At 63.4% G+C, this 20,143-nt stretch carries 18 protein-coding genes and 4 pseudogenes; 6 read left to right on the top strand and 16 right to left on the bottom strand.

The genetic code is table 11. The features are described from left to right. Positions 1-4: 4 nt before the first annotated feature. Positions 5-208: a hypothetical protein gene (locus tag E5P3_RS31255; protein WP_162590000.1), complete on the bottom strand. Its 204-nt coding sequence runs from the start codon at positions 206-208 to the stop codon at positions 5-7. A gap of 773 nt (positions 209-981) precedes the next feature. On the opposite strand from E5P3_RS31255, the gene E5P3_RS31250 reads away from it, so the two are divergent. Next, positions 982-2,451: a cytochrome P450 gene (locus tag E5P3_RS31250; protein ID WP_162589999.1), complete on the top strand. Its 1,470-nt coding sequence runs from the start codon at positions 982-984 to the stop codon at positions 2,449-2,451. A gap of 35 nt (positions 2,452-2,486) precedes the next feature. Continuing rightward, on the top strand, positions 2,487-3,014 hold the full coding sequence (locus E5P3_RS31245) for a DUF6998 domain-containing protein (protein WP_197894037.1): 528 nt from the start codon (positions 2,487-2,489) through the stop codon (positions 3,012-3,014). Here E5P3_RS31245 and E5P3_RS36235 read toward each other — a convergent pair. Together E5P3_RS36235 and E5P3_RS36230 are read right to left on the bottom strand one after the other, a co-directional pair. Next, the gene (locus tag E5P3_RS36235) at positions 2,941-3,336 is read right to left on the bottom strand and encodes a patatin-like phospholipase family protein (protein WP_269474022.1); all 396 of its coding nucleotides are present in this window, start codon (positions 3,334-3,336) and stop codon (positions 2,941-2,943) included. The two genes, E5P3_RS31245 and E5P3_RS36235, sit on opposite strands and share 74 nt — an antisense overlap. A gap of 17 nt (positions 3,337-3,353) precedes the next feature. Beyond that, entirely contained in the window at positions 3,354-3,740 is a 387-nt protein-coding gene (locus E5P3_RS36230) for a patatin-like phospholipase family protein (protein WP_162589998.1), read from the bottom strand. A 1,208-nt stretch (positions 3,741-4,948) separates the two neighbouring features. On the opposite strand from E5P3_RS36230, the gene E5P3_RS31230 reads away from it, so the two are divergent. Beyond that, complete coding sequence (locus tag E5P3_RS31230) at positions 4,949-5,320, top strand: hypothetical protein (protein WP_162589997.1); 372 nt, start codon at positions 4,949-4,951, stop codon at positions 5,318-5,320. A gap of 328 nt (positions 5,321-5,648) precedes the next feature. Continuing rightward, a pseudogene (locus E5P3_RS31225) lies at positions 5,649-7,040 on the top strand (transposase). A 317-nt stretch (positions 7,041-7,357) separates the two neighbouring features. On the opposite strand, the pseudogene E5P3_RS31220 reads toward E5P3_RS31225, so the two are convergent. From E5P3_RS31220 to E5P3_RS31210, 3 genes and pseudogenes are all read right to left on the bottom strand, one after another. Beyond that, positions 7,358-7,456 (bottom strand): annotated as a pseudogene (locus tag E5P3_RS31220) (cupin domain-containing protein); the annotation flags it as partial. 460 nt (positions 7,457-7,916) lie between these two features. Next, on the bottom strand, positions 7,917-8,876 hold the full coding sequence (locus E5P3_RS31215) for a Bug family tripartite tricarboxylate transporter substrate binding protein (RefSeq protein WP_162589996.1): 960 nt from the start codon (positions 8,874-8,876) through the stop codon (positions 7,917-7,919). 49 nt (positions 8,877-8,925) lie between these two features. Continuing rightward, a complete protein-coding gene (locus E5P3_RS31210) occupies positions 8,926-10,509 on the bottom strand; it encodes an alkaline phosphatase family protein (protein ID WP_162589995.1) in 1,584 nt (527 codons plus the stop codon). 89 nt (positions 10,510-10,598) lie between these two features. Between E5P3_RS31210 and E5P3_RS31205 the strand changes: the two genes are divergently transcribed. After that, positions 10,599-11,402, top strand: coding sequence for a helix-turn-helix domain-containing protein (locus E5P3_RS31205; protein ID WP_162589994.1), 804 nt, complete (start codon positions 10,599-10,601; stop codon positions 11,400-11,402). A 16-nt stretch (positions 11,403-11,418) separates the two neighbouring features. On the opposite strand, the pseudogene E5P3_RS31200 reads toward E5P3_RS31205, so the two are convergent. Next, positions 11,419-11,629: pseudogene (locus E5P3_RS31200) on the bottom strand (transposase); the annotation flags it as partial. Positions 11,630-11,827: 198 nt separating this feature from the next. On the opposite strand from E5P3_RS31200, the pseudogene E5P3_RS31195 reads away from it, so the two are divergent. Next, positions 11,828-12,154 (top strand): annotated as a pseudogene (locus E5P3_RS31195) (NAD(P)-dependent oxidoreductase); the annotation flags it as partial. 28 nt (positions 12,155-12,182) lie between these two features. Here the strand turns inward: E5P3_RS31195 and E5P3_RS31190 are convergent. Genes E5P3_RS31190 through E5P3_RS31150 form a run of 9 tightly spaced genes read right to left on the bottom strand, consistent with a single transcriptional unit; the run spans position 12,183 to position 20,128 of the window. After that, positions 12,183-13,046 carry an NAD(P)-dependent oxidoreductase gene (locus E5P3_RS31190; RefSeq protein ID WP_162589993.1) on the bottom strand — a complete coding sequence of 288 codons (864 nt, stop codon included), beginning with the start codon at positions 13,044-13,046 and terminating at the stop codon, positions 12,183-12,185. Between the two features lie 5 nt (positions 13,047-13,051). Continuing rightward, positions 13,052-13,450, bottom strand: coding sequence for a carboxymuconolactone decarboxylase family protein (locus tag E5P3_RS31185; RefSeq protein WP_162589992.1), 399 nt, complete (start codon positions 13,448-13,450; stop codon positions 13,052-13,054). Positions 13,451-13,488: 38 nt separating this feature from the next. Next, entirely contained in the window at positions 13,489-14,307 is an 819-nt protein-coding gene (locus tag E5P3_RS31180; protein WP_162589991.1) for an SDR family NAD(P)-dependent oxidoreductase, read from the bottom strand. Between the two features lies 1 nt (position 14,308). Continuing rightward, on the bottom strand, positions 14,309-15,298 hold the full coding sequence (locus E5P3_RS31175) for a Bug family tripartite tricarboxylate transporter substrate binding protein (protein WP_162589990.1): 990 nt from the start codon (positions 15,296-15,298) through the stop codon (positions 14,309-14,311). A gap of 35 nt (positions 15,299-15,333) precedes the next feature. After that, entirely contained in the window at positions 15,334-16,128 is a 795-nt protein-coding gene (locus tag E5P3_RS31170; RefSeq protein ID WP_232073546.1) for an N-acyl homoserine lactonase family protein, read from the bottom strand. Continuing rightward, the gene (locus E5P3_RS31165) at positions 16,125-17,414 is read right to left on the bottom strand and encodes a Rieske 2Fe-2S domain-containing protein (protein WP_162589989.1); all 1,290 of its coding nucleotides are present in this window, start codon (positions 17,412-17,414) and stop codon (positions 16,125-16,127) included. The genes E5P3_RS31170 and E5P3_RS31165 overlap by 4 nt, the downstream gene beginning before the upstream one ends. Before the next feature lie 20 nt (positions 17,415-17,434). Then, the gene (locus E5P3_RS31160; RefSeq protein WP_162589988.1) at positions 17,435-18,400 is read right to left on the bottom strand and encodes a PDR/VanB family oxidoreductase; all 966 of its coding nucleotides are present in this window, start codon (positions 18,398-18,400) and stop codon (positions 17,435-17,437) included. Between the two features lie 4 nt (positions 18,401-18,404). Continuing rightward, a complete protein-coding gene (locus E5P3_RS31155) occupies positions 18,405-18,848 on the bottom strand; it encodes a bacteriohemerythrin (protein ID WP_162589987.1) in 444 nt (147 codons plus the stop codon). Further along, entirely contained in the window at positions 18,845-20,128 is a 1,284-nt protein-coding gene (locus E5P3_RS31150) for a Rieske 2Fe-2S domain-containing protein (protein ID WP_162589986.1), read from the bottom strand. The genes E5P3_RS31155 and E5P3_RS31150 overlap by 4 nt, the downstream gene beginning before the upstream one ends. Between the last annotated feature and the right edge of the window lie 15 nt (positions 20,129-20,143).

Raw genomic sequence — 20,143 nt, 5'->3', positions numbered from 1 at the left:
AGTGTTAGAAGCTGCCAATCGCATCGCCACCTTCCTCAGCCATGAGCTTGAGCGCGGCCGTCGCTACTTCCATATTGGAATAGCCCGCCATCTGCGCCACCAGTCGCTGTAGGTCTGTAAGGGAGAAGAGGGGGTGGTGCGCGCTAAGGAACTCTGGGAGCAGGTGCTGCAGGTTCTTGGCGAACTTCTTGATCTGTTCAATCGTCATGGCATCCTACGTACGCAGCTCGGAGCCGGGACGCCCGCAATCCATCTCCAAGCCGCCGAAGGTGGCCGTGATTGAGAGATCATGTGTAGTCACGCCGATGCCCATCGGGCTTCGCCATGCGGGCGGCGATCGGAGTCGGCGGCCCCGTGGGCACCGAATCTACGCCAGGTCAGAATCGAATTCAAGCGGTGACCAGTCGGAAGGTAGGCCTCTACCTCCCGGTCGCCCGCATGACTCGGCCAGCGGTCAGCGCACGGATCGAGCCGCCTTCTGGTTTCGCTGGGCCAGGTAGGCCGCCAAGCCCCTGCGGCCCGAGATCCCGCTGAGCGCGGCCTGCACAGACGCCAGGGTCAGAGACTTGCTCGCGAGCAGGGCCTCGAACTGGTCCTCCCACCGAACGACGCGGCCGCTTCGCGCGAGCTCCTCAGCTGCCGCAAAGTCCAGCCTATCGGGGAGCGTCCCATCAAATATCGATCTCTTCTAACGCTCCCCTGCCCTGCTGCGCATGCCCTCACGCTGGGCCCGGATGTGCATGAGGAGGTGGAGCTCGCGTGCTGCTCAAGAGAGGCGAGACGGTGTGCTCGGGGATCGGATCCTTCCAGAGGACCGACGCCAAATAACCCGTTGCCAACGCGCTCGTACCGTGGGGCCGGTACGCTCACGGCGAAAGGTTCTGAACCTATGCACGTGAAAGTGCGATCACAATTCGTTGGTTGACACTTCTGCAAGGCTGGTCGTCCAATAGTCGATGAGGTCGAACGCCGGAGGATGAAATGGCGAATCAAACCGCGATCGAGAGCTCACCCGCGGTCGGGCGTGCTATCCGACAATTTGCTGACTTACCCGGCCCCCGCGGTCTGCCGATCGTGGGAAACATACTGCAGATGCATCAAGGCCGGGCGCACCAGGACGTGGAAGCCTGGGCACAGCGCTACGGACCATACTTCAAGTTCCGTTTGGGCAGCCGACATTTCCTCGGCGTCACTGACCACGAGAACTTGATCACCGTGCTGCGAGATCGCCCGGAGGGATTCCGACGAACAGTACGTCTCGAGCAAGTGATAAGAGAGATGGGCATGGAGCCCGGCGTTTTCGCCGCCAACGGCGACGCATGGCGACGGCAGCGAAGACTTGTGATGTCGGCATTCGATCCGACCCACGTCAGGGCCTACTTTCCAACGCTATTGACTGTCACCCGGCGCTTGCATCGCCGATGGCAGGCGGCCGCGGCTGCTGACGACTCGATCGATCTTCGCGCTGATCTGATGCGATACACCGTTGATGGCGTCGCGGGCCTGGCATTCGGCTCGGAGATCAACACGCTCGAGGGTGGCTCGGAGGTGATTCAGAACCATCTGGACCAGATCTTGCCCGCGATCTTCAGGCGGGTGCTCGCGCCGTTGCCCTATTGGCGCTATCTCAAATCTCACGCGGACCGTCACCTTCCAGAAAGCGTGGCAGCTATCAATGTCGCGGTCCAGGGATTCATCGCGGCGGCGCGCAAGCGAATGAAGGGCAACCCCGAGTTGATCGATCGGCCTTCGAACTTGCTGGAAGCCATGATTGCAGCCGCCGAGCGGGAATCGGGTGCAGTCAGTGACGCGGAGATTGCAGGCAACGTCTTCACCATGCTGCTGGCTGGCGAAGACACCACGGCCAATACGCTTGCCTGGCTCATCTGGCTTCTGTTCAAGAATCCGCCGGCACTCGAGCAGTGCCGAGATGAAGTTCGGCGCACTTTCGCCGAACTGTCGTCAATGACGCCGGAGTCGATCGCGTCGCTGGACTACCTTGAGGCCTGTGCCAACGAGGCCATGCGCCTGAAGCCCGTCGCGCCGACGATTCTGAACGAAGCGCTGCGTGATACCACGATCGGGGATGTCCGAATCAAGGCCGGTACTATCGTCTGGCTCGTTCTCCGACATGACACGCTAGACGAACGTTTTTTCCCGAATCCCAACGCCTTCGAGCCGCGGCGATGGCTTGCAGCCGGCGTGCACGGATCCGACTCAGCCAAACGCATAGCCATGCCCTTCGGTGGTGGTCCACGAATCTGCCCGGGTCGTTATCTGGCGCTGCTGGAGATCAAGATGGCAATGGCCATGCTACTCGGCCAGTTCGACCTGAAGAGCGTGGCCACCTCAGATGAGAGAGATCCTGCCGAATACTTAGCTCTAACCATGGCGCCGGTCGGGCTGCGTATGCGGGTTCGGGAACGTCAACAGGAGCAGCGGTCAAACTAGGGAAGGTCTGCAGCACATGAGTGGCACTTTCCCAGATGCAGCTCATCCAGTCGCTCGGCGAGGCACTGGCCTGGTTCGAACGAGACATCTCCTGGGGCGTGCCGGCCACGGAGCTGCGCCACCTTTTTGGGCGCATCGGCGAGCTCTACGTCGCGATGATCACCAACGGCCAGATGGCCACCGATGTGAATCAGCGGGGCTACGACGTCGTCGGACTCAACAATGAGCGCATCTCGGTAAAGACGACGGCGCAGAGCGGCCTGGAAGGATTCATCTCCTTCAATCCGAGAACCCTCGAGTTCGTCAATCGCGTCTTCGTGCTTCGTGTGAACACCGAGGAGATGCAGGTTGAGACCCTTCTCGACAAGCCGGTAGCTGAGGCCCGACTGTTGATGGGCGAGGACACGAGCGGTCGCCTCAGCATCCCGCTGCGTCGCCTGTCTCCGACCCGTGCGGCGCCGCGGGAGCACTCCGACGACGCACTGGCGGCTACTGTTGGCGATGTGACCATGCGCGCTGATCCTCCATCCAATCGGCGATCCCGAATTGCCGGCCGGCGCTGAACGAGAGCGAATAGCTCTTCGTAGTGGTCCCGATGCTCAGGAGCCGTGCAGCTTCGAGCGGAACCCGAAAGAAGTGTTCGGCCTCGTGCAATGCGATCAGATCAGGTGCATTGGCAAAGAGGCCCCCATCGGCATAGAGGTTGCCGTCCACCTCGGCCAGCTCGAAGAACGTCGGTGCGGCCGCCGTCGCCAGCGCCACATCGACCACCTTGTACTTCCAATCCCTCGTCCACTCGGCCTTGTGACGGGTCTTGAAGACCTGTGGCCGTCCCTGCGTGACGTTCACGGCCGGGATTGCCACGGGATTGCGCGCGTCACCCAGAGTCGCGTCCTTGTCGATCAGCGCCGTGATTGCTTCGCGAAGCGAGCGGTCGCGTAGCGCGGCTTGCGGCTGTGCTTCAACAGATCTCGCAGCCTCCGGAGCCCGGTGGTCGGCTTAGCATGTGGCGGAAAGATGGTCGCGCCAAACCTCTCAAAGACTTCGACGACCTCGCGCATCGGTACTTCAAAGGCGATGGCCAACGCGATGATGCCCCCGATGGACGTGCCGCAGGTCAGATCGAATCGCCGGCCAAGCGGCACGCCGATAGAGTCTTCCATCACCTGCAACGACCGAGCCGTGGAGAAGCCCCGATAGCCGCCCCCGGTCAGTGCGAGGGCTTGAACGGGCTGTGCTTCAGTCCAAACCACGCTTTCCTTTGAACATTCTGTAACGCTGCGCAGCATAGCCGATGATCTGAAGTGCACGTGTTGATGGCGAAGCCGTCACAGTGTTGCGTGAAATCCTGCGCAGGCGCGAAGCCCATGCGGTGGAGGCATCCGAGGCACACAAGCGGCAGCGTGATGCGTCGATGCAAGCCGTTGTGTTTCATCAACGTCGCCGTGCTCTCGCGTTCGATGTGCTTTCAGCACTGGCCGTGAAAGATCAGCGACTCGAAGATCCGCTACGTCGGCATCTCGCGCAAGCGCCTGAAGGACCGGTGGCGCGTGTCGCCGGCCCTCGACGCCGGAAACAATGAACGGCAGATCCTGCGACCAGGTAGAGGCATGCTTCCAGGCGGTGCCTGCGTTTTTTATTCCGGATGCTCCATCCTGCTGCCAGAGGGCATCCCAGACGCAGAACGGATGTACTTCCGCAAACGTTTGGGCTCGCGACCAGCCCTATGCGAATCGGGTTCTATTCGAACGAGAAACTCAAGAATCTCTGCGTAAGAAGCGTCTTCTATTCAAACGATCCAGTCAGCTGAACCCCAGGAATAAAGATGGTCGAAGGAACCGCACCTAAACCCGCGACACGCAAGCACATTTTTGCTCCGCGCAGGATTTCGAAAGTTCGTCGGAAACTGCAGTTCGCTCGCCGGGCAACGTCGCTTGCTTCAAGAAGGTCCGTCGGAAGCCCACCCTCTGCACCCGCCGTGGGATGTGACAATGAGTTCGGCCGGCGTTGACGCTCTCCTGAACGTCAAGGCGCTCCAGATGAAGTGGCCGCCGGCCACGCGGGGCGCTTGCGCCTGGTGAACGACTATCCGAACGTAAGGTTGTTCTTGGACGCGACCAGGTTGCAACTGAACGGCCCGTCACGAGCCCTCCAGTACCCTGACTTGCACGTGCTGGCGAAACTGAACAACCAGAGCGTTCGGGTGTACGTCGAGAAGCGTTCGATGATCCCGTTCACATGCTTTCCCCAAAGCTACCGTGAGTGGGATACGAGGTGCGTTCACTATCACGGACTTTCAACGCCGCGAGCATTCGCCTACATGTGCGAGGACTGCGTGCGAGAGGACCGAGGCGCACGCGGGTTCGGTCATTGGCGTCGATGTCACCAACTCGTCGGACGTGAGCATTGCACTGCCCATCCATTCACGCGCTTGACGAGGGTTGATCAGGCTCGCCCATTCGATCGGTGCCCTTCGCATTGGCTGGATAAGGGTTGCTTGATCACTGATCCAATCATCGAAGAAGAGGCCTATCAACTCTGGCGGCGGCGCTTGGTGGAGATCGAGCAACTCATGCTCGACCTAGGCGGCAGATGCTGCGTGCTGCTGCAAACTCCCACCGGAGTGCTCATAAGAACCTTTGATCTTCCCGACGTTCTCCAGTATGAGATGGGCTCCGGAAGGCGCTGGAAGAATGAGCATCGAGCCAAGACGACAGGCGTCAGGCGCGGGTTGCCGTCCGCGGATGGGCAATGGATCGCTCTGCGTCTTGCGAGCAGATTTGATACAGCTGAAGACGCGCTGAATGCGTGCGAGCTTATCGTTGCCAGCAGTCGCTTTGGCGGAAAACAGTACCGCTTCATTCTCTAGCACGGAATCACCGATGTCCACGCCACGCGATCCTCGAAGGATTTCTCGCCGGTGCGCAACTCCTTCATCGGCACTCGAGCTAGCGTGGAGCCCCGCACTGTTCTTTACTTATCGGGCGCAACCGTGCCTTGGCCTAACAGTAGGGGGCCCGCGCGCACGCGACCAACGGTGGAGTAACCCACTTCGCGAAAACGCCTGGGCGCGGCCGGACGTCGGCCTTTGGGATGCTAGGTGAACAGACGCTTAGGGCCAATTCTGTTGAAAAACTCCCTGGAATTCTCGCCCGTCTCGACTATGTTGATCGCATCTCACAGAGGAGTGCATCGACATGATGGGTCATCAAGGTGGCGTGCAAGACAAGCTCTTCTACTCGTTCAACCTTGATGACCATGTTCCGCAAAGCCACCTGCTGAGAGGCATCGATCGCTTCTTTGATCTCGGCGATCTGCGTCATCACCTCGCGCCTTTTTATAGGCATACCGGTCGGCCCTTGATCGATCCCGAGTTGATGATGCGCATGCTCATCGTCGGCTACTGTTTTGGCATTCGCTCCGAGCGCCGGCTGTGCGAAGAGGTCCACTTGAACCTGGCCTACCGCTGGTTCTGTCGGCTGGGTCGGGACGACGCGGTGCCCGACCACTCGACGTTCTCCAAGAATCGGCATGGGCGCTTCCGAGACAGCGACGCCCTGCGTCATGTGTTCGAGAGCGTGCTGCGGCGTTGCATGACCGAAGGCCTGGTGCGCGGTGAAGGATTCGCGGTGGATGCCAGCATCATCAAGGCCGACGCCAAACGTGGCCGCGGTGGCGTGGGAGCCGACACCACCGAATGGAGTCAAGGAGATGGGCCAAGCCGCGCTGTGCGCGAGTACCTTGCTGCCTTGGAGGACAACATTCCGACGGGGGACGAGCCAGATGAACCGCCGGGCCCATCGACTCCTGCGAAGAACATCTCGCTGACCGACCCCGCATCACAGTGGACGGCCGCCGCGGGCAGGCCCGCCTTCTATGCGTACTCGACAAACTACCTGATCGATCTGCACGCCGGAATCATCGTGGACGTCGAAGCAACGCCCGCGCACCGCACATCCGAAGTGGGGTCGACCTAGACGATGGTCGACCGTGTCGAGAGACGCTTCCAGCTCAAGCCCGAACGGTTGGTGGCCGACATGGCGTACGGCGCGGCGCCGTTGCTTGAGTGGATGGTCAACAACAAGAAGATCGCACCGCACATTCCTGTGTGGGACAAGTCGGAACGCAACGACGGGACCTTCGGGCGATCGGCCTTCGTCTTCGATACAGAGAACAACCGCTACGTGTGTCCTGCCGGCAAGGAGCTGAAACCAGCATGGCGCAGCAAGCAGAAGAATCCGTACCGCTATCGCGCGAGCCTCTTCGACTGCCAAGCCTGCGCGTTGAAACCGCAGTGTTGCCCGAACATGTCGATCCGCAGAATCGAGCGCAGTCCCTACGAGCCCGCACGCGATGTGGCGCGCTCAATCGCTGCTACTGATGCCTACAAGCAGTCGCGCAAGGACAGGAAGAAGGTTGAGATGCTGTTTGCACACCTCAAGCGCATCCTCAAACTGGATCGGTTGCGACTGCGTGGGCTATCGGGTGCGCAAGACGAATTCCTGCTAGCGGCAACCGCTCAGAACTTGAGGCGCATGGCGAAGCGCTTGGTACCAAGCGGGCAAGTGATGCAGTTCAGGCCGGCATGAAAGGCCCCGAAAAGGACCTCGCGTCAAACTAGATCCAGCGACGAACTCGAAACCCATCAAAAAGTACGGAGCCTCGCGCGCAGCGCAGCGATGATGACGAGTTTTTCAACAGAATTGGCCCACTGCGGTCTGTCGCCTTCGAACGCTCAACGGCGGGTATTTGGGCGACAACGGTCATCGACGTTTAGGGCGGGAGCTGGCACGAATCGGCCAGCTCCCATCACGCGCACCATCATGATCAGTGGGCGTTCGACCAGGACTTCAACCTGACATTTGACCGGAGTGTCCGCTGTCCGTGTCGCAAAGACGACCTGAACTCAGGCGCGCTTCGCGCCGACGAGGACGAACAGCATGGTCGCCGGTTTGTCGCTCTTGTCGCGCCAGGCGTGGCGCGTGCCGCTCTGGATGACCACATCGCGTGGTGAGGTCCTGCGCATCGGGCAGGTTGCTGTCGCGCTCCGTGACGTGGGGAATCTGGTGGCGGTGAAATCCGGGGATCTGGAATCACTCAGCCGGCTGTCACCGAAAACTGAAAATCCCGCGAGGCGTGAACCTGGCGGGCTTGAATCCTGTAGGGGGGCGAGCGACGGGGGCGACCCTCTGGTCACGCGGCGCGATCCGCACCCTCTCCGGAGGATTGCGGAGCATCCTTCTCACGCACCTTCTTCGCAATCAACTTGGTGCAGACGCCTCACGCGCTCCTCGCGGAGGCGGTTTCCGGTGACATCGGGGGAAGCCGTCTGAAGGTCGTCCAGGATGCGCTTCTCGGATGATGCGGTCCCTGGTGGTGGATGTGGCATCCGCCGACGAGATCCGATCGATTCAGCGCATGGGGCAACACGCGACCATCGGGGCGCGTGGGCGGTGCAGCGTCCGTCAGTCCAACTGGAGTCTAATCCTCTCGTTCACTACTCCCCACTTTTCGTGGTCTGCCCGCATCTGTTTGGCGGCGTCGGCCGGGTTCCAGGCCAGCACTTCGAGGTCGGCGCCCGCCAGCGAGGCGCGTGTATCCGGGTTGTTCAGTGCTTTCGCGATTTCCTGCTGCAAGCGATCGACGACTGCGCCCGGCGTGCCCTTGGGCGCAGCGACGATCTCGAAGAACGAAGCGTCGTAACCGCGGATGCCGGCCTCGTCAACGGTCGGCACGTTGGGCAGGGACGCCGTCCGCTTGCTGCCCGAGACCGCCAGCGCGACGAGCTTGCCGGCTCGCACATGCGGACCGACGACGGGCGTCGCCAGGAAGCCGCACGGCACCACGCCGCCCAACAGGTCCTGGGTCGCGGGGGCAGGGCCGCGGTAGGGCACGTGGTTGAGGGTGGCGCCGGTTTCCGACATCAGAAGTTCCATCGCCAGGTGCCCCGGCACGCCCGGTCCGCCGGATGCATAGTTGAAGGGCGCCTTCTTCGCCAGCGCAGTGAATTCACTGAGCGACTTCACGCCGGCCGACGGATGGCAAGCAAGCAACTGGTTGAAGCGTGCCAGGTAGGTCACGGGGACCAAGTCCTCTATGGGCTTGAAGGCCAGCTTGCGGTAGAGATGCGGGTTTACCGTCAACATGGTGTCCGGCCCGACCAGAAAGGTGTGTCCGTCGGTGGCGCGCGCGACCTCCAGTGCGCCGATGTTGCCGCCAGCCCCGGGGCGGTTGTCCACGATCACGGGTTGTCCCAATGCCTGCTGCAGTTGCGGCTGCAGCAGACGGGCTACTATGTCGCCGGGAGCGCCGGGTGGAAAGGACACCAGCAACTTGACCGGCTTGGTCGGCCAGGCTTGCGCGCCTGCAGCCAGTGAAATGGCAGTCACGGCGACGGCGGCCATGCCTTTGATCACGTTCTTCATCGTCTGTCTCCTGGGGCTTTAGTTGGCGATTGAATGCACGGCGGGTGGCTCACCACATGCCGATCTGAATGCCGGTCTCCACCTCGCAGCGGTTCCATCGCTCGATGTCCCCGTGGCTGATGGTGGGAAAACGCTTGCGCTGGCGCAGCCACGCGAACATCCGCTCGGCCATCTCTTCGCGCACCGCGGCGTGCGCAGGATCGGTCCCGAGGTCGTCGAACTCGTCGGGGTCGCTCTGCAGGTCGAACAGTTGTGGGCGCAGGCCTTCGTAGTGGATGTATTTCCAGCGCTCGGTTCGCACCATCGTCATCTGGCAGCCGTCTACTGGCCGGTGGACCGGCAGCCGGACGACATCGCGGAACGCATAGCTGTTTTCGCTGAAAATCGTGTCGCGTGTCGGCGTCTGCGCCCGGCCTTGCAGCAGAGGTTGCAGCGACACGCCCTCGAGCCACTCGGGCGCGCCGGGCAGCCCGAGCGCGTCAAGGAAGGTCGGCACCAGGTCGATGGCTTCCACCAGCGCGTCGATCGTCGTGCCGCGCGTCGCGTCGGCCTCGGCGCGCGGGTCCACGACGATCATCGGCACCTTGACGATGGTGTCGTGGAACAACTCCTTTTCGCCGAGCCAGTGGTCGCCGAGGTAGTCGCCGTGGTCGCTGGTGAAGACGATCAGCGTGTCGCGGTCGATGCCGCGGTCGCGCAGGAACGCGAACAGTTGGCCGAGCTGGTCGTCGAGCTGCTTGATCAACCCCATGTAGGTCGGGATCACGGTAGCGCGCACCTCGTCACGGCTGAAGCTGAGGCTGGGGTCGGTCTGCCGGAAGCCGTGCACCACGGGGTGGGCGTCGACCCGTTCGCGATCGCTGCGCACCGGCGCAAGCACCTCCGCTGCCGTGTACATCGCATGGTAGGGCGCCGGCGCGACGTAGGGCCAGTGCGGCTTGATGTAGGACAGATGCAGCACCCAGGGGTTGTCGCCTTGCTCGATGATGAAATCCATCGCGCGGCGGGTCATGTAGGGCGTCTCGCTGTGGATTTCCTCCACGCGGGCGGGTCGGTCGGCCCAGCGCATCTCCCAGCCCGACAGGATGTTGCCGTCGGCATCGAGTGCTGAGTTTGCATGGTCGTGCCAGGGGTTGTCGCCCTCGTAGCCCTGGGCGCGCAGGTAGTCGCAGTAGCGATTGCCTTCCACCTTGAAGCCGGGCGGCCAGATGCCGTCGTCGCGTTCATAAGGGTCGAAACCGCCCTCCATGGCGAGCGAGCCTGGCTGCTTCGTGGTGTCGACGCCGAGCCGGCAGGCGCCGTCGACGTCCGGCTCGACGTGCGTCTTGCCGACCACCGCACAGCGGATGCCGTGCGGTCGCAGGTGGTCGCCCAGGGTCTTCTGGCCGACCGACAGCGGCACGAAATTCCAGGCCGAGCCGTGGCTCGACACGTAGCGGCCCGTGTAGGTCGACATGCGCGAGGCGCCGCACACCGGCCCCTGCACGAACGCGTTGCTGAAGCGAACGCCGCGCGATGCCAGTGCATCGATGTTCGGCGTTTGCAGCGTCGGGTGCCCGGCGCACGACAGGTAGTCCCAGCGCAGCTGGTCGGCCATGATAAAGAGAATGTTGCGGACCACGATTGCCTCCATTCAAGATGGATGCAAGCGTAGTTGCCGCGACCGGTGGATTCAACGAATATCGGTCATCGTTCCGGCTGGCGGAACGTTCGAGATGACACATGCCTACCGAAGAAATGGTGCGGAGCGTGACCCGCGCGATGCAGGTGCTGCGCGTGCTGCAACGCCTGGGCAAGGCGACGTTGGCCGACGTTCAGCGCGAGACGGGGCTGCCCAAGGCGACGCTGCTGCGGCTCATGCGCACGCTCGAACAGGAGCGCGCCGTCTGGCGAGCCGAGGGCGACGGCCTGTGGCGGCCGGCGGTCGAGTTCGTGCCGACCCGCATCCTCACGCTCCAGCACCAGCAGCTCATCGCAGCGGCCATGCCGGCCCTAGAAGCGCTGCGCGCACTCGTCGTCTGGCCCTCCGACCTGGCGGTGAAGGACGGGGTCTGCATGCGCCTGCTCGAGACCACGCGGCGCAACAGCGGCCTGGCCGTAAATCGCGACGAGATCGGACACACTATCGACCTGCTGCGCTCCGCCGTGGGGCGCGCTTACGTGGCACATTGCCCGTCCGACGAGCGCGTGCGCCTTGCACGGCAGCTGGGGCGCCGCCTGCATGTAGGCGCTGAATCCGTCGCGCGCGAGATGGAACTGATTCGCCAATCAGTGCACAAGAAAGGCTATGCGGAACGTGACTCCAGCTTTGGCGGGCACGACGAGGCGATCGAGCGCTTCGACGACCAGCTCTCGGCCATTGCCGTTCCGGTGATGCATGGCGCGCGGGTCATCGCGTGCATCAATGTTGTGTGGTTGAAGCGCTTCGACGCTCGCGGCGACGTCGTGGCCCGGCACTTGAAACAACTGCAGGGCGCCGCATCGAACATCGCGGCCAACTGGGCGAGCCGACAGAGGGTGGTGTGAGCATTCATGGATCGGCGATGTTGCGCTGCGCCTCGCGCTCCAGCCGGCGGCTCGACTGAATGCGATTGAGATAGCCGTAGATGTACAGCTTGGGCAGGACCGACGGGTCGTAGCCGGGCCGCCCGGTGGCTGCGGGATCGGCGCCTTCAAAGCCGAGAGCATGGGAGATCAAGCTCGCCGACGAACGCATCGACGATGCGCATCGGATTGTCTTCGCCGACGTAGTCGACGAATCGCTTCCTGGGCTACCTCGCTGGAAGCGGGTCGCCTCATTTTATTTTGCTTCGTCAGAAGAAATTGTGGGCGAGTTTAGGCTCGGAGAGGTTGCCGAGCACGTCGCCGAACTCGGATTTCCTCAACCATGTCGGGGGAAGGTCAAGTTTCGCAAGGTAGACCGGTCGTCAGCGATGAAAAATTGCCAAGGTCTGCTGTCGGCATCCGCCATCCTTCGGCTGAGAATTTCTAACGGCAGCAGCCAGGCCAACACCGCCCGCGGTGGATTGGTGGACGAGGCAGCGGTCGGCCCCGCACTGGACGCAGGGCACATCGGTGGCGCTGCGTTCGACGTGACGAGCGTCGAGCCACCGCCGACTGGGCATCCCTTCTTGGAGCTCCTACATCAACCCGATTTCATACTCACACCGCACGTAGCATGGGCGAGCGACGAAGCAGTGCAATCTTTAGCCGATCAGCTGGTTGACAACATCGAGGCCTTCGTGCGTGGCAACCCGAGGAATCTGGTCACCGCTTGACCGTCGGCAGCTCTCACCTCCTGCGCACTTACTCTTTGCCCACATAGCGGTACATCTCGGTGTGGTCCGCGTTCGGCCCCAACGCATGCGAAGCATCACCCGCCATCTGACGAACATATTGCGCCAAGCCCATCCGCTGCCCGAGCGTCGGTCCGAGTGCTGCCGCGATCCCCACGTCCTTGGCGGCCAGCGCCAACGAGAATCCGGAGTCGAATGAGGCGCTCAGCATGAACTGGCGGGCCTTGTTCTCCGTCGTGTTGTTGCGCCCCGTCGAGACGTTGATCACGTCCACCACGGTGCCAGGGTCGATGCCGAAGGCGCAGCCGGCGTGGATCGCCTCCGCAGTGGCGATGAGCGCCGCCATGGACACATAGTTGTTCAGCGCTTTCAGCGCATGCCCAGCGCCCACCGGGCCGACGTGGGTAAGGTGGGTGCCCATGGCTGCGAGCAGCTTTTTGCCGCAGCCATACGCCTCGAGGTCTCCACCCGCCATGATCGCCAGCGTCCCGGACAACGCCTTATTCACGCCGCCAGAGACGGGCGCGTCGAGCAGGACGATTTGCCGGTCGGCGAGCCTTCCCGCAAGCGCTCGTGTGCGACCCGGGTCGGAGGAACTCATGTCGATGACCATCGTGCCCGGCGCCAATTGCGGCGCCACGCGGTCGAGCACGGCTTCGACGACGTCGGAGTTCGGCAGCATGGTGATGACCGCCTCGCAGCGCGCATAGGCCTCGGGGTCCGCCGCGGCGCGCGTGCCGGGATGCGCCTCGACGAAAGTATCCAGCGTCGACGCGTTCGCGTCCTGCACGACCAGCGCGAAGCCCGCCTCATGCAGTCGATGGGCCATCGGCGCGCCCATCATGCCCAGTCCAATGAACCCGACCTGCTCCATGGCGATCAGAGGTCCATCTCTTTGAAGACTTCCGACGCGACGCGGAAGGAATCGATCGCCGCCGGAACGCCGCAGTAGATCGCCGCCTGCAGGAACACCTCCTTGACTTCGTCCTTGGTGAGGCCGTTGTTGATCGCACCGCGAACATGGAGCTTGAGCTCGTGGGGACGGTTCAGCGCGGTGATCATCGCCAGGTTCAAAAAGGACCGCGTTTTCCGCTCGAGCCCTGGGCGATTCCAGACGTCGCCCCAGCAGTACTGCGTGACGAGCTCTTGCATGTCAATGTTGAAGTCGGTGGCGTTCTTGACGGCCGCATCGACGTATTCCGGGCCCAGCACCTCGCGGCGGGTGGCGAGGCCTTGGTCGAACAGCTTCTGGTTGATGGGAGCGTACGCGCGGGTCATTGGTTTTCCTTCTTCGGGAGTGGGTTAGTCTGTTGGCTTCAGCCGGAGAGTCCACCGGGTGCTGCTGAGGCTGTTGTCAGCGTGGAACCGCCATCCACCACGAGTACCTGTCCCGTGATGTGCGAAGCCATCTGGCTGGAGAGGAACAGCGCCGCCGAGGCCACGTCGGCAGGCATTCCAACCTTTCGCAGGGGAATGGCGAGCGCTTGTCGGTCCCAGAATGCCGGATCGTTCAGGGCCGCGAGCCTCGGTGTGTAGGTCAAGCCCGGCGCGACGGCGTTCACACGGATACCCTTCGGCCCGAGTTCGAGCGCGCTGCCACGCACCACGTGGTGAAGTGCTGCCTTTGCGGCCGCGTACCCGAGCAACGCGCCCGCGCGCGGAGTCATCCCGGCGATGGATCCCACGAAAACGACACTGCCGCCCTGAACCACGTTCGCCTCGGCACGCCGCAGCACATTCCACGCGTGCCGGAACACGATCTGGAACTGCTCGTCGACGCGGGCCTCATCGGCGGCGTTCAATCCGACGTCGAGCGCCACGCCCACCACATCGATGACACCGTCGACCCGAGCCTCGAAGCGCTTCCGTGCTTCGGCGAAGAGGGCATCGATCTCCTCGGCGCGCGTCACGTCCGCGGCCAGGCCGAACCCCCGGTGCTCGCCGACGACAGCGGCCGCCCGGGCGGCGTCCACGTCCACGGCGCAGACGCGCGCGCCGAACTGCGCGAGCGTACGCACGCATTGTTCTCCGATGCCCTGTCCCGCCCCGAGCACGACGAAGTTGCGACCCGCGAGGTTTTGAAGCTCGGGATAGCTCACGGCCTGCGGTCGATCGGCAGTCGATGTGGTCGCCATGTCAATCCGCAGTGATGTTGTATTCCTTGATCAGCTTGCCCCACTTCGCGGAGTCCCGCCGGATCATCTGGGCGACTTCCTCCGGAGTGGAAGACGTAGGCTCGAGGCCGACGGTCGCAAACCGCGCCTTGACGTCCGGCGATTCCAGGATGTCCCTGAGCTCCTTGTTCAGTCGCGCAATGATCGCAGCCGGGGTGCCTGCAGGCGCCATCAAGGCAAACCAGCCCTCGGCCTCGTAGCCCGGCACGCCGGACTCGGCAACGGTCGGAATCTGCGGTGCCACGGACGTGCGGTTCTTGCCCAAGACCGCCAGGGCCCGAACCTTGCCCGACTCCAGCTGGGGCCGCACCGTGGCCAAGTCGACGAAGCCGAGTGGCATGTCACCGGCCATCACTGACATGAGCGCAGGGGCGCCTCCCTTGAACGGCACGTGGATGATCTGCGTCTTGGTCATCACCTTGAAAAGCTCCGCTGCGAGGTGTGGCGCGGTTCCATTGCCGCCGGCCGTCGCGTGCGCCAGGATTCCCGGCTGCTGCTGTGCAAGCGTGATGACATCCTTCACCGTCTTGCCCTGGAATGTGGGGCCGGCAACCAGGACGAGGGGACTGACCCCGAAAGTCGTGATCGGCGCCAAATCCTTCTCGGCGTTGAAGGGTACGTTCTTGTACAGGAATGGCAGTGACGTGAGGCCGCCGGACGAGGCCAGCACGAGGTTGTAGCCGTCTGGTGCGGACTTGGCGACGTAATCGGCGCCGAGGCCGCCGCCCATTCCCGGCCTGTTCTCGATGATCACGGGCTGCCCGAGCCGTTCCGACAACTTCGGCCCGACCAGCCGCGCGGCAACGTCGGCGCCACCGCCGGGTGCGAACACCACGGTGATGTGGATGGGCCTGCGCGGCCAGGTCTCGGCGCCTTGCGCAAAGCCCAGGCTGGTCCATGCTGCCGGCAGCAGCAGGAGCAGCGAGCGGATGATCACGGGGAAGGACTTCATCATTTGTCTCCGTTGTATATGTGTCTGCGCTGCGTTCAGAGAGCGGGTTCCCAAAGTCGCACCGTGAACTCGGGGTCCTCGGGCTCCGCGCGGAACCGGCTCATGACGAGTGGGTCGTGGCCCGGCACCAGCCAGCCGCCGTCCTTGACGAGCGCCTTTGCGCGCTCGAACGAGTCCAGCAGCTGCGTCGGGCTGTAGACGATGGGAAAGGGCTGCGCATGGTCGAAGTTCGCGTAGTAGTGGAAGAGGTCCGACGCGACGACGACAGGCCCCGCTTCGGTCTGCACCCGCACGACCTGCAATCCCGCGGTGTGCCCGCCGACGTGGTGCAGCGTGACACCGGGCTCGATCTCGGCGTCGCCGTCGACGAAGTGCAGGCGGTTGTCGAAGAGCGCGTCCACCATGGCCACCACGTCCTCGCGTTCGTACGCGAGCCGAAAGAAGTCGCGGCACATGTACTTTCCTGTCGTGAACTGCATTTCGCTTTCCTGCAGCCAGAATCTCGCCTTGGGAAAGGCTTCGACATTTCCCGCATGGTCGTAGTGCAGGTGCGTAATGACGACGTCCTCGACGAGCTGCGGGTTCACGCCCATTTGCGCCAGCCCGTCCGCCGGATGCCGGAGCATGGTGCGCCCCCGCTGCCGGGCCACGCACGCGTTGTAGCCGGTATCGATGACGATCGTGCGGCCGCTCTCGCACCGGACCAGCCAGAGGAAGTAATCCATCGGCATGTCCGCGTCATGGTCCCCCGGCGGGTTGATGAAATTCGTTCGGGCCTTGCGCTCAAGGTGGCCGTACTTGATCGCGTAGACGCGGTGGACGTGCTTCAAAATTTCTCCTCGGGGTAGAGCTCAGTGTGATCGCGGGCGTAAAGCTTCCAGGATTCGCTTGCAGGCAAGTTGCGGTCGAATCCCTTCACCTTCGTCATGTCCTCGTATTGCAGGCCCATCGGGTCCTGCCCGCCCTCGCTCAATTCGAGGGACATGGCCAGTCGCTGACGAAGGCGCACCACGCCTGCGTCGGCAGCGACCAAGTGCTCATTGCTGCGATCGAACACGGGTCCCATCGACAGGCAGACCACCGAGTCCTCCTGAGTGAGCCCGTGGAAGCCGCTCCAGCTGCGCTTCTCGCGCATGGCCGCGCGGTCCTGGTAGAACCCCGTCTCCTCCGTCGCGATGAAGGTGTGGTCCTTGTAGAACCTCGGGTCCGTGAGGCCGGAGCGCTGCATCCGCTCCTCCAGCACGAGTTCCTTGACGTCGCTGGCATCGACGTTGAACGTTGCGGTATTTTCGTCGTCCATGGGGACGTCGAAGACGGTCGCGTAGAAGTTCGGATGCATGATCATCCGGCCGTGCGGCATGAAGACGGGTGTCAGCCGGACGTTGACCTGCTGTCCGTCGCCGATCTTGCGGATGCCCACATAGTGATAGCCGAAGCCGGTGTTCTCCAACTCGAGCTTGGGCGCCATGTCGTCCCACGCGTCGCTCACCATGTCTTTGATGGCGAACTCGTCGACCTGCGCGCCTTCGGCTTTCAGCCAGCCTGGGCGGGTCACGTTGCTGTGCAAAATGCCTACGTGCGAGCTGTCGGTGCCGGCCTCCCACACTTGCAGGTAGTTGGCGCGAACGTTCACACGGTTGGCACGGCGGCGCTCGGGGGGAGCCTCGTCGAACGCGTAGCGGCGAAACGGCGGCTCCTTTTCTTTCGGTCCGATGTAGGTCCAGATCAGGCCGGACTGCTCGCGCACCGGATAGGTCGCGGCTTTCAGGCGTTCCTTGACCCGGGGGTCGGGGTGGTTAGGTGTATCAAGCAGGTCGCCATCGACGGAGAACTTCCAGCCGTGGTAGATGCAGCGGATGCCGCCCTCTTCCACCCGGCCCAGCGCCATCGAAGCGCCTCGGTGGAGGCACGCCTCGTCCATGACGCCGACGCGGCCCGCGGTGTCGCGAAACAGCACGAACCTCTCACCCAGAAGCTTGCGCACGATAGGCGCACCATCCTTTTCCGGCAATTCGGCGGACAGTGCGATGGGATGCCAGTAGCGCCGCATCATGGTGCCCATGGGCGTGCCCTTGCCGACACGCGTCAGTCTCTCGTTCTGTTCTGTGGAAAGCATTCGGTCTCTCAATGGAAAGGTCAGACGTCCAGCACCAGCAGTTCCGATTTGGATCTGGAGCAACACGCGATGACGACGTCGTTAGCCGCGCGCTGGCGGTTGGAAAGGACGGAGTCGCGATGGTCGGGAATACCTTCCACAACGTTCAACTGGCACGAGCCGCAGATCCCTTCCATGCAGGAATAGGGAATGTCCACGCCGGCGTCCAGCAGCACATCGAGGATGGACTGCTCGGAACCCACGGGCAGTACCCGACCGCTGCGGTTCAGACAAACGCTGAACGCGTCGCCCGTGCGTTGCACAGGATCGGCCGCCTTGAAGAATTCGATGTGGACCTGTTCGTCCGGCAGGCGCGCCTGTGCTGCAGCACGGAACGCCTCGATCATCGGCGCCGGTCCGCAGCAGTAGGCATGCGTTCGCGGATCGACTCGGGCGAACACCGGGGCGAGGTCCGCCGCCCGACCCTCGACGTCGTCGAAGTGCAAGTGCACCTTGCCGCCACTGCGCAGCGCGAGTGCCTCCAGTTCTTGGACGTAGGCCGCCGTGCGCCGGCTGCGGGCGGCGTAGAAGATCTCCCACGAGCGGCCGAGCTCGGTGAGCCGCTGCGCCATCGACCACAATGGGGTCACACCGATCCCGCCGGCGATGAGAAGGCTGTGGCGCGCATCCTCCACGAGCGGAAACGTGTTGCGAGGTGCGGTGACGGCGATGGGCGACCCGACGCGTACTGTCTCATGCAGGTATTTGGAGCCGCCCCGGCTCTTTGCGTCCAGGCCGACCGCGACGATATAGCGGTGAGTGTCGGCCGTCGCGTTGCACAGCGAATAGCTGCGCACGAGGCCGCCTGCCAGGTGCAGGTCAATGTGGGCGCCGCACGTATGAGGCGGCAATGCAGCGCCGGATGGGTCCTGAAGTTCGAACTCCAGGACGCCTTCGGCCTTGTAGCGGATGCCGATGAGCCGCAGCTGGAGGGGGGGGCTGGACATGAACTTACTCCTGCGAAGCCAGCTGCCCCGGCTTGAAGATGCGGACCTCCGAGCCCCCGGTGCGCACCTTGAACATTGCCTGTGTGAGGCGGACGTCCAGCTCCTCGATGTGTCCCGGGAGCCAGTGCGCGAGCTCGCGTCCCAAAGTCCGGGCGATCTCGAACTTCCCCGACTTCACGATCTCCGCTACTTGCTCCATCGAGGCAAGGACGGCCTTGTGTTCGTCGAGATGGCACTCGTTGGCGGACCCTCCCAGGGCGCGCAGCTCCACGTCCTCTTCGCCGAAGTGTTTCACCGCGTGAGCCTTCAGGCGAAACAAGGCCGCCTCGATGCCGGCGTCGTCCGCCGCCACGAGCTGCTCGATCAGCTCGGCGAACTCCGCGTGATCCGCGTCGAATCGCCGCTCGCCGAGCTTGCGGATGGCCACCGGGGCCGGGTGATGCGTCATCTCGCCGTCTCCGCCGCCGAGGGCGCCAACGCGGGGACCATGCCGCGCCAGTCCTCGCCCGCGGCAAGCACCTTGTTCGCTGCCCGTACGCGCGGCCAGTCCACCACCGGGGGCTGCTGCTCGTCCACGGAGCGCAGCAGCGTCCGATAGAGCTTGGCGATCGCCAGGTCCGAGGAGCACAACATCTCGACCGATCGGTCGCGTATCGGCCCAGGCGACACGGTCACGACAGTGTCTTCCTCCGTCAATCCGGGCATGCCGCTCCAGCTTTCACCGTTGCGCATCGACTGCCGGTTCTGGTGGAAACGGTTGCTGCGCTGCGGGTACTCGCCCTTGCCCAGCGTGCTGCGCGTCAAGCCGAAGCTGGCAAGGCACTCGGGGTCCAACCCGACGAACTTCAGCTGCTCCGTGCGCAACGGCTCCTCGTTGATCTTCTGGGTTTCGCTCCAGTAGATGTGGATGAACGCCGTGCGGGTGTCGCTCAGCGGCACGATGTGCGAGGCGATGTCGCCATTGGCGTTGAGCACGGTGAAAGGGGCGACGAAGCCGGTGACGCGCGCTTCAGTCTGCAGCGCACCCTGCCCGTCGACGCGGTCGCGCAAAGCGGCGTAGAAAAAGCCGTACTCGGTGTCCTGCGCTTCCAGGCGCGGTGCCAGGTTGAACTGGACCGAGCTGATCTTGTTCGCGTACTCCAGCGAACTGTCGCTGGTCTTGCGAACCGCGTCGGCATGCAGGAAGCCCAGGTGCGTCGAGTCGATCAGGCCCTCGATCACCTGCACGAAGTTGCACTCCTGCACGTGTTCGACCACTAGGCGGTTGGACTCCGGCAGGTCCATCCAGTGCCAGTGCGGGAACTCCGGTTCCGTGCCGGGAGCGCCCAGGTAGGTCCAGAACAGTCCGCCGGCTTCGCGCACGGGGAAAGTACGGCCACGCAGGCGGTCCTTGAAGTCCGGATCGCTCACGTTCGGCGTCTCCAGCACCTTGCCATCGATGCCGAACTTCCAGCCGTGGTAAATGCAGCGCAAGCCATCGGGCTCCGCTCGCGCCAGCAGCATGGAGGCGCCCCGATGCAGGCAGCCGTCGGCGAACAGCGCAGGCCGTCCGTGGGCATCACGCCAGACGACGAAGTCCTCTCCGAGCAGCTGTACGGCCTGGGGGTCTCCGCCCGCAACCAGCGGCTCCGGCAAGAGGAAAGGCAGCCAGTTGCGCCGCAGGAACTTGCCCATGGGCTGTTCACGCCCGACGCGGCAGATTCGTTCGTTGTCTTGATGGTTCAGCATGGTTCAGTTCTGATG

It is taken from the genome of Variovorax sp. RA8, assembly GCF_901827175.1.
In the GTDB taxonomy this organism is placed as follows: Bacteria; Pseudomonadota; Gammaproteobacteria; order Burkholderiales; family Burkholderiaceae_C; genus Variovorax.
The sequence above is the reverse complement of the archived record's forward strand: the minus strand, read 5'-3'. Positions and strand labels throughout refer to the sequence as shown.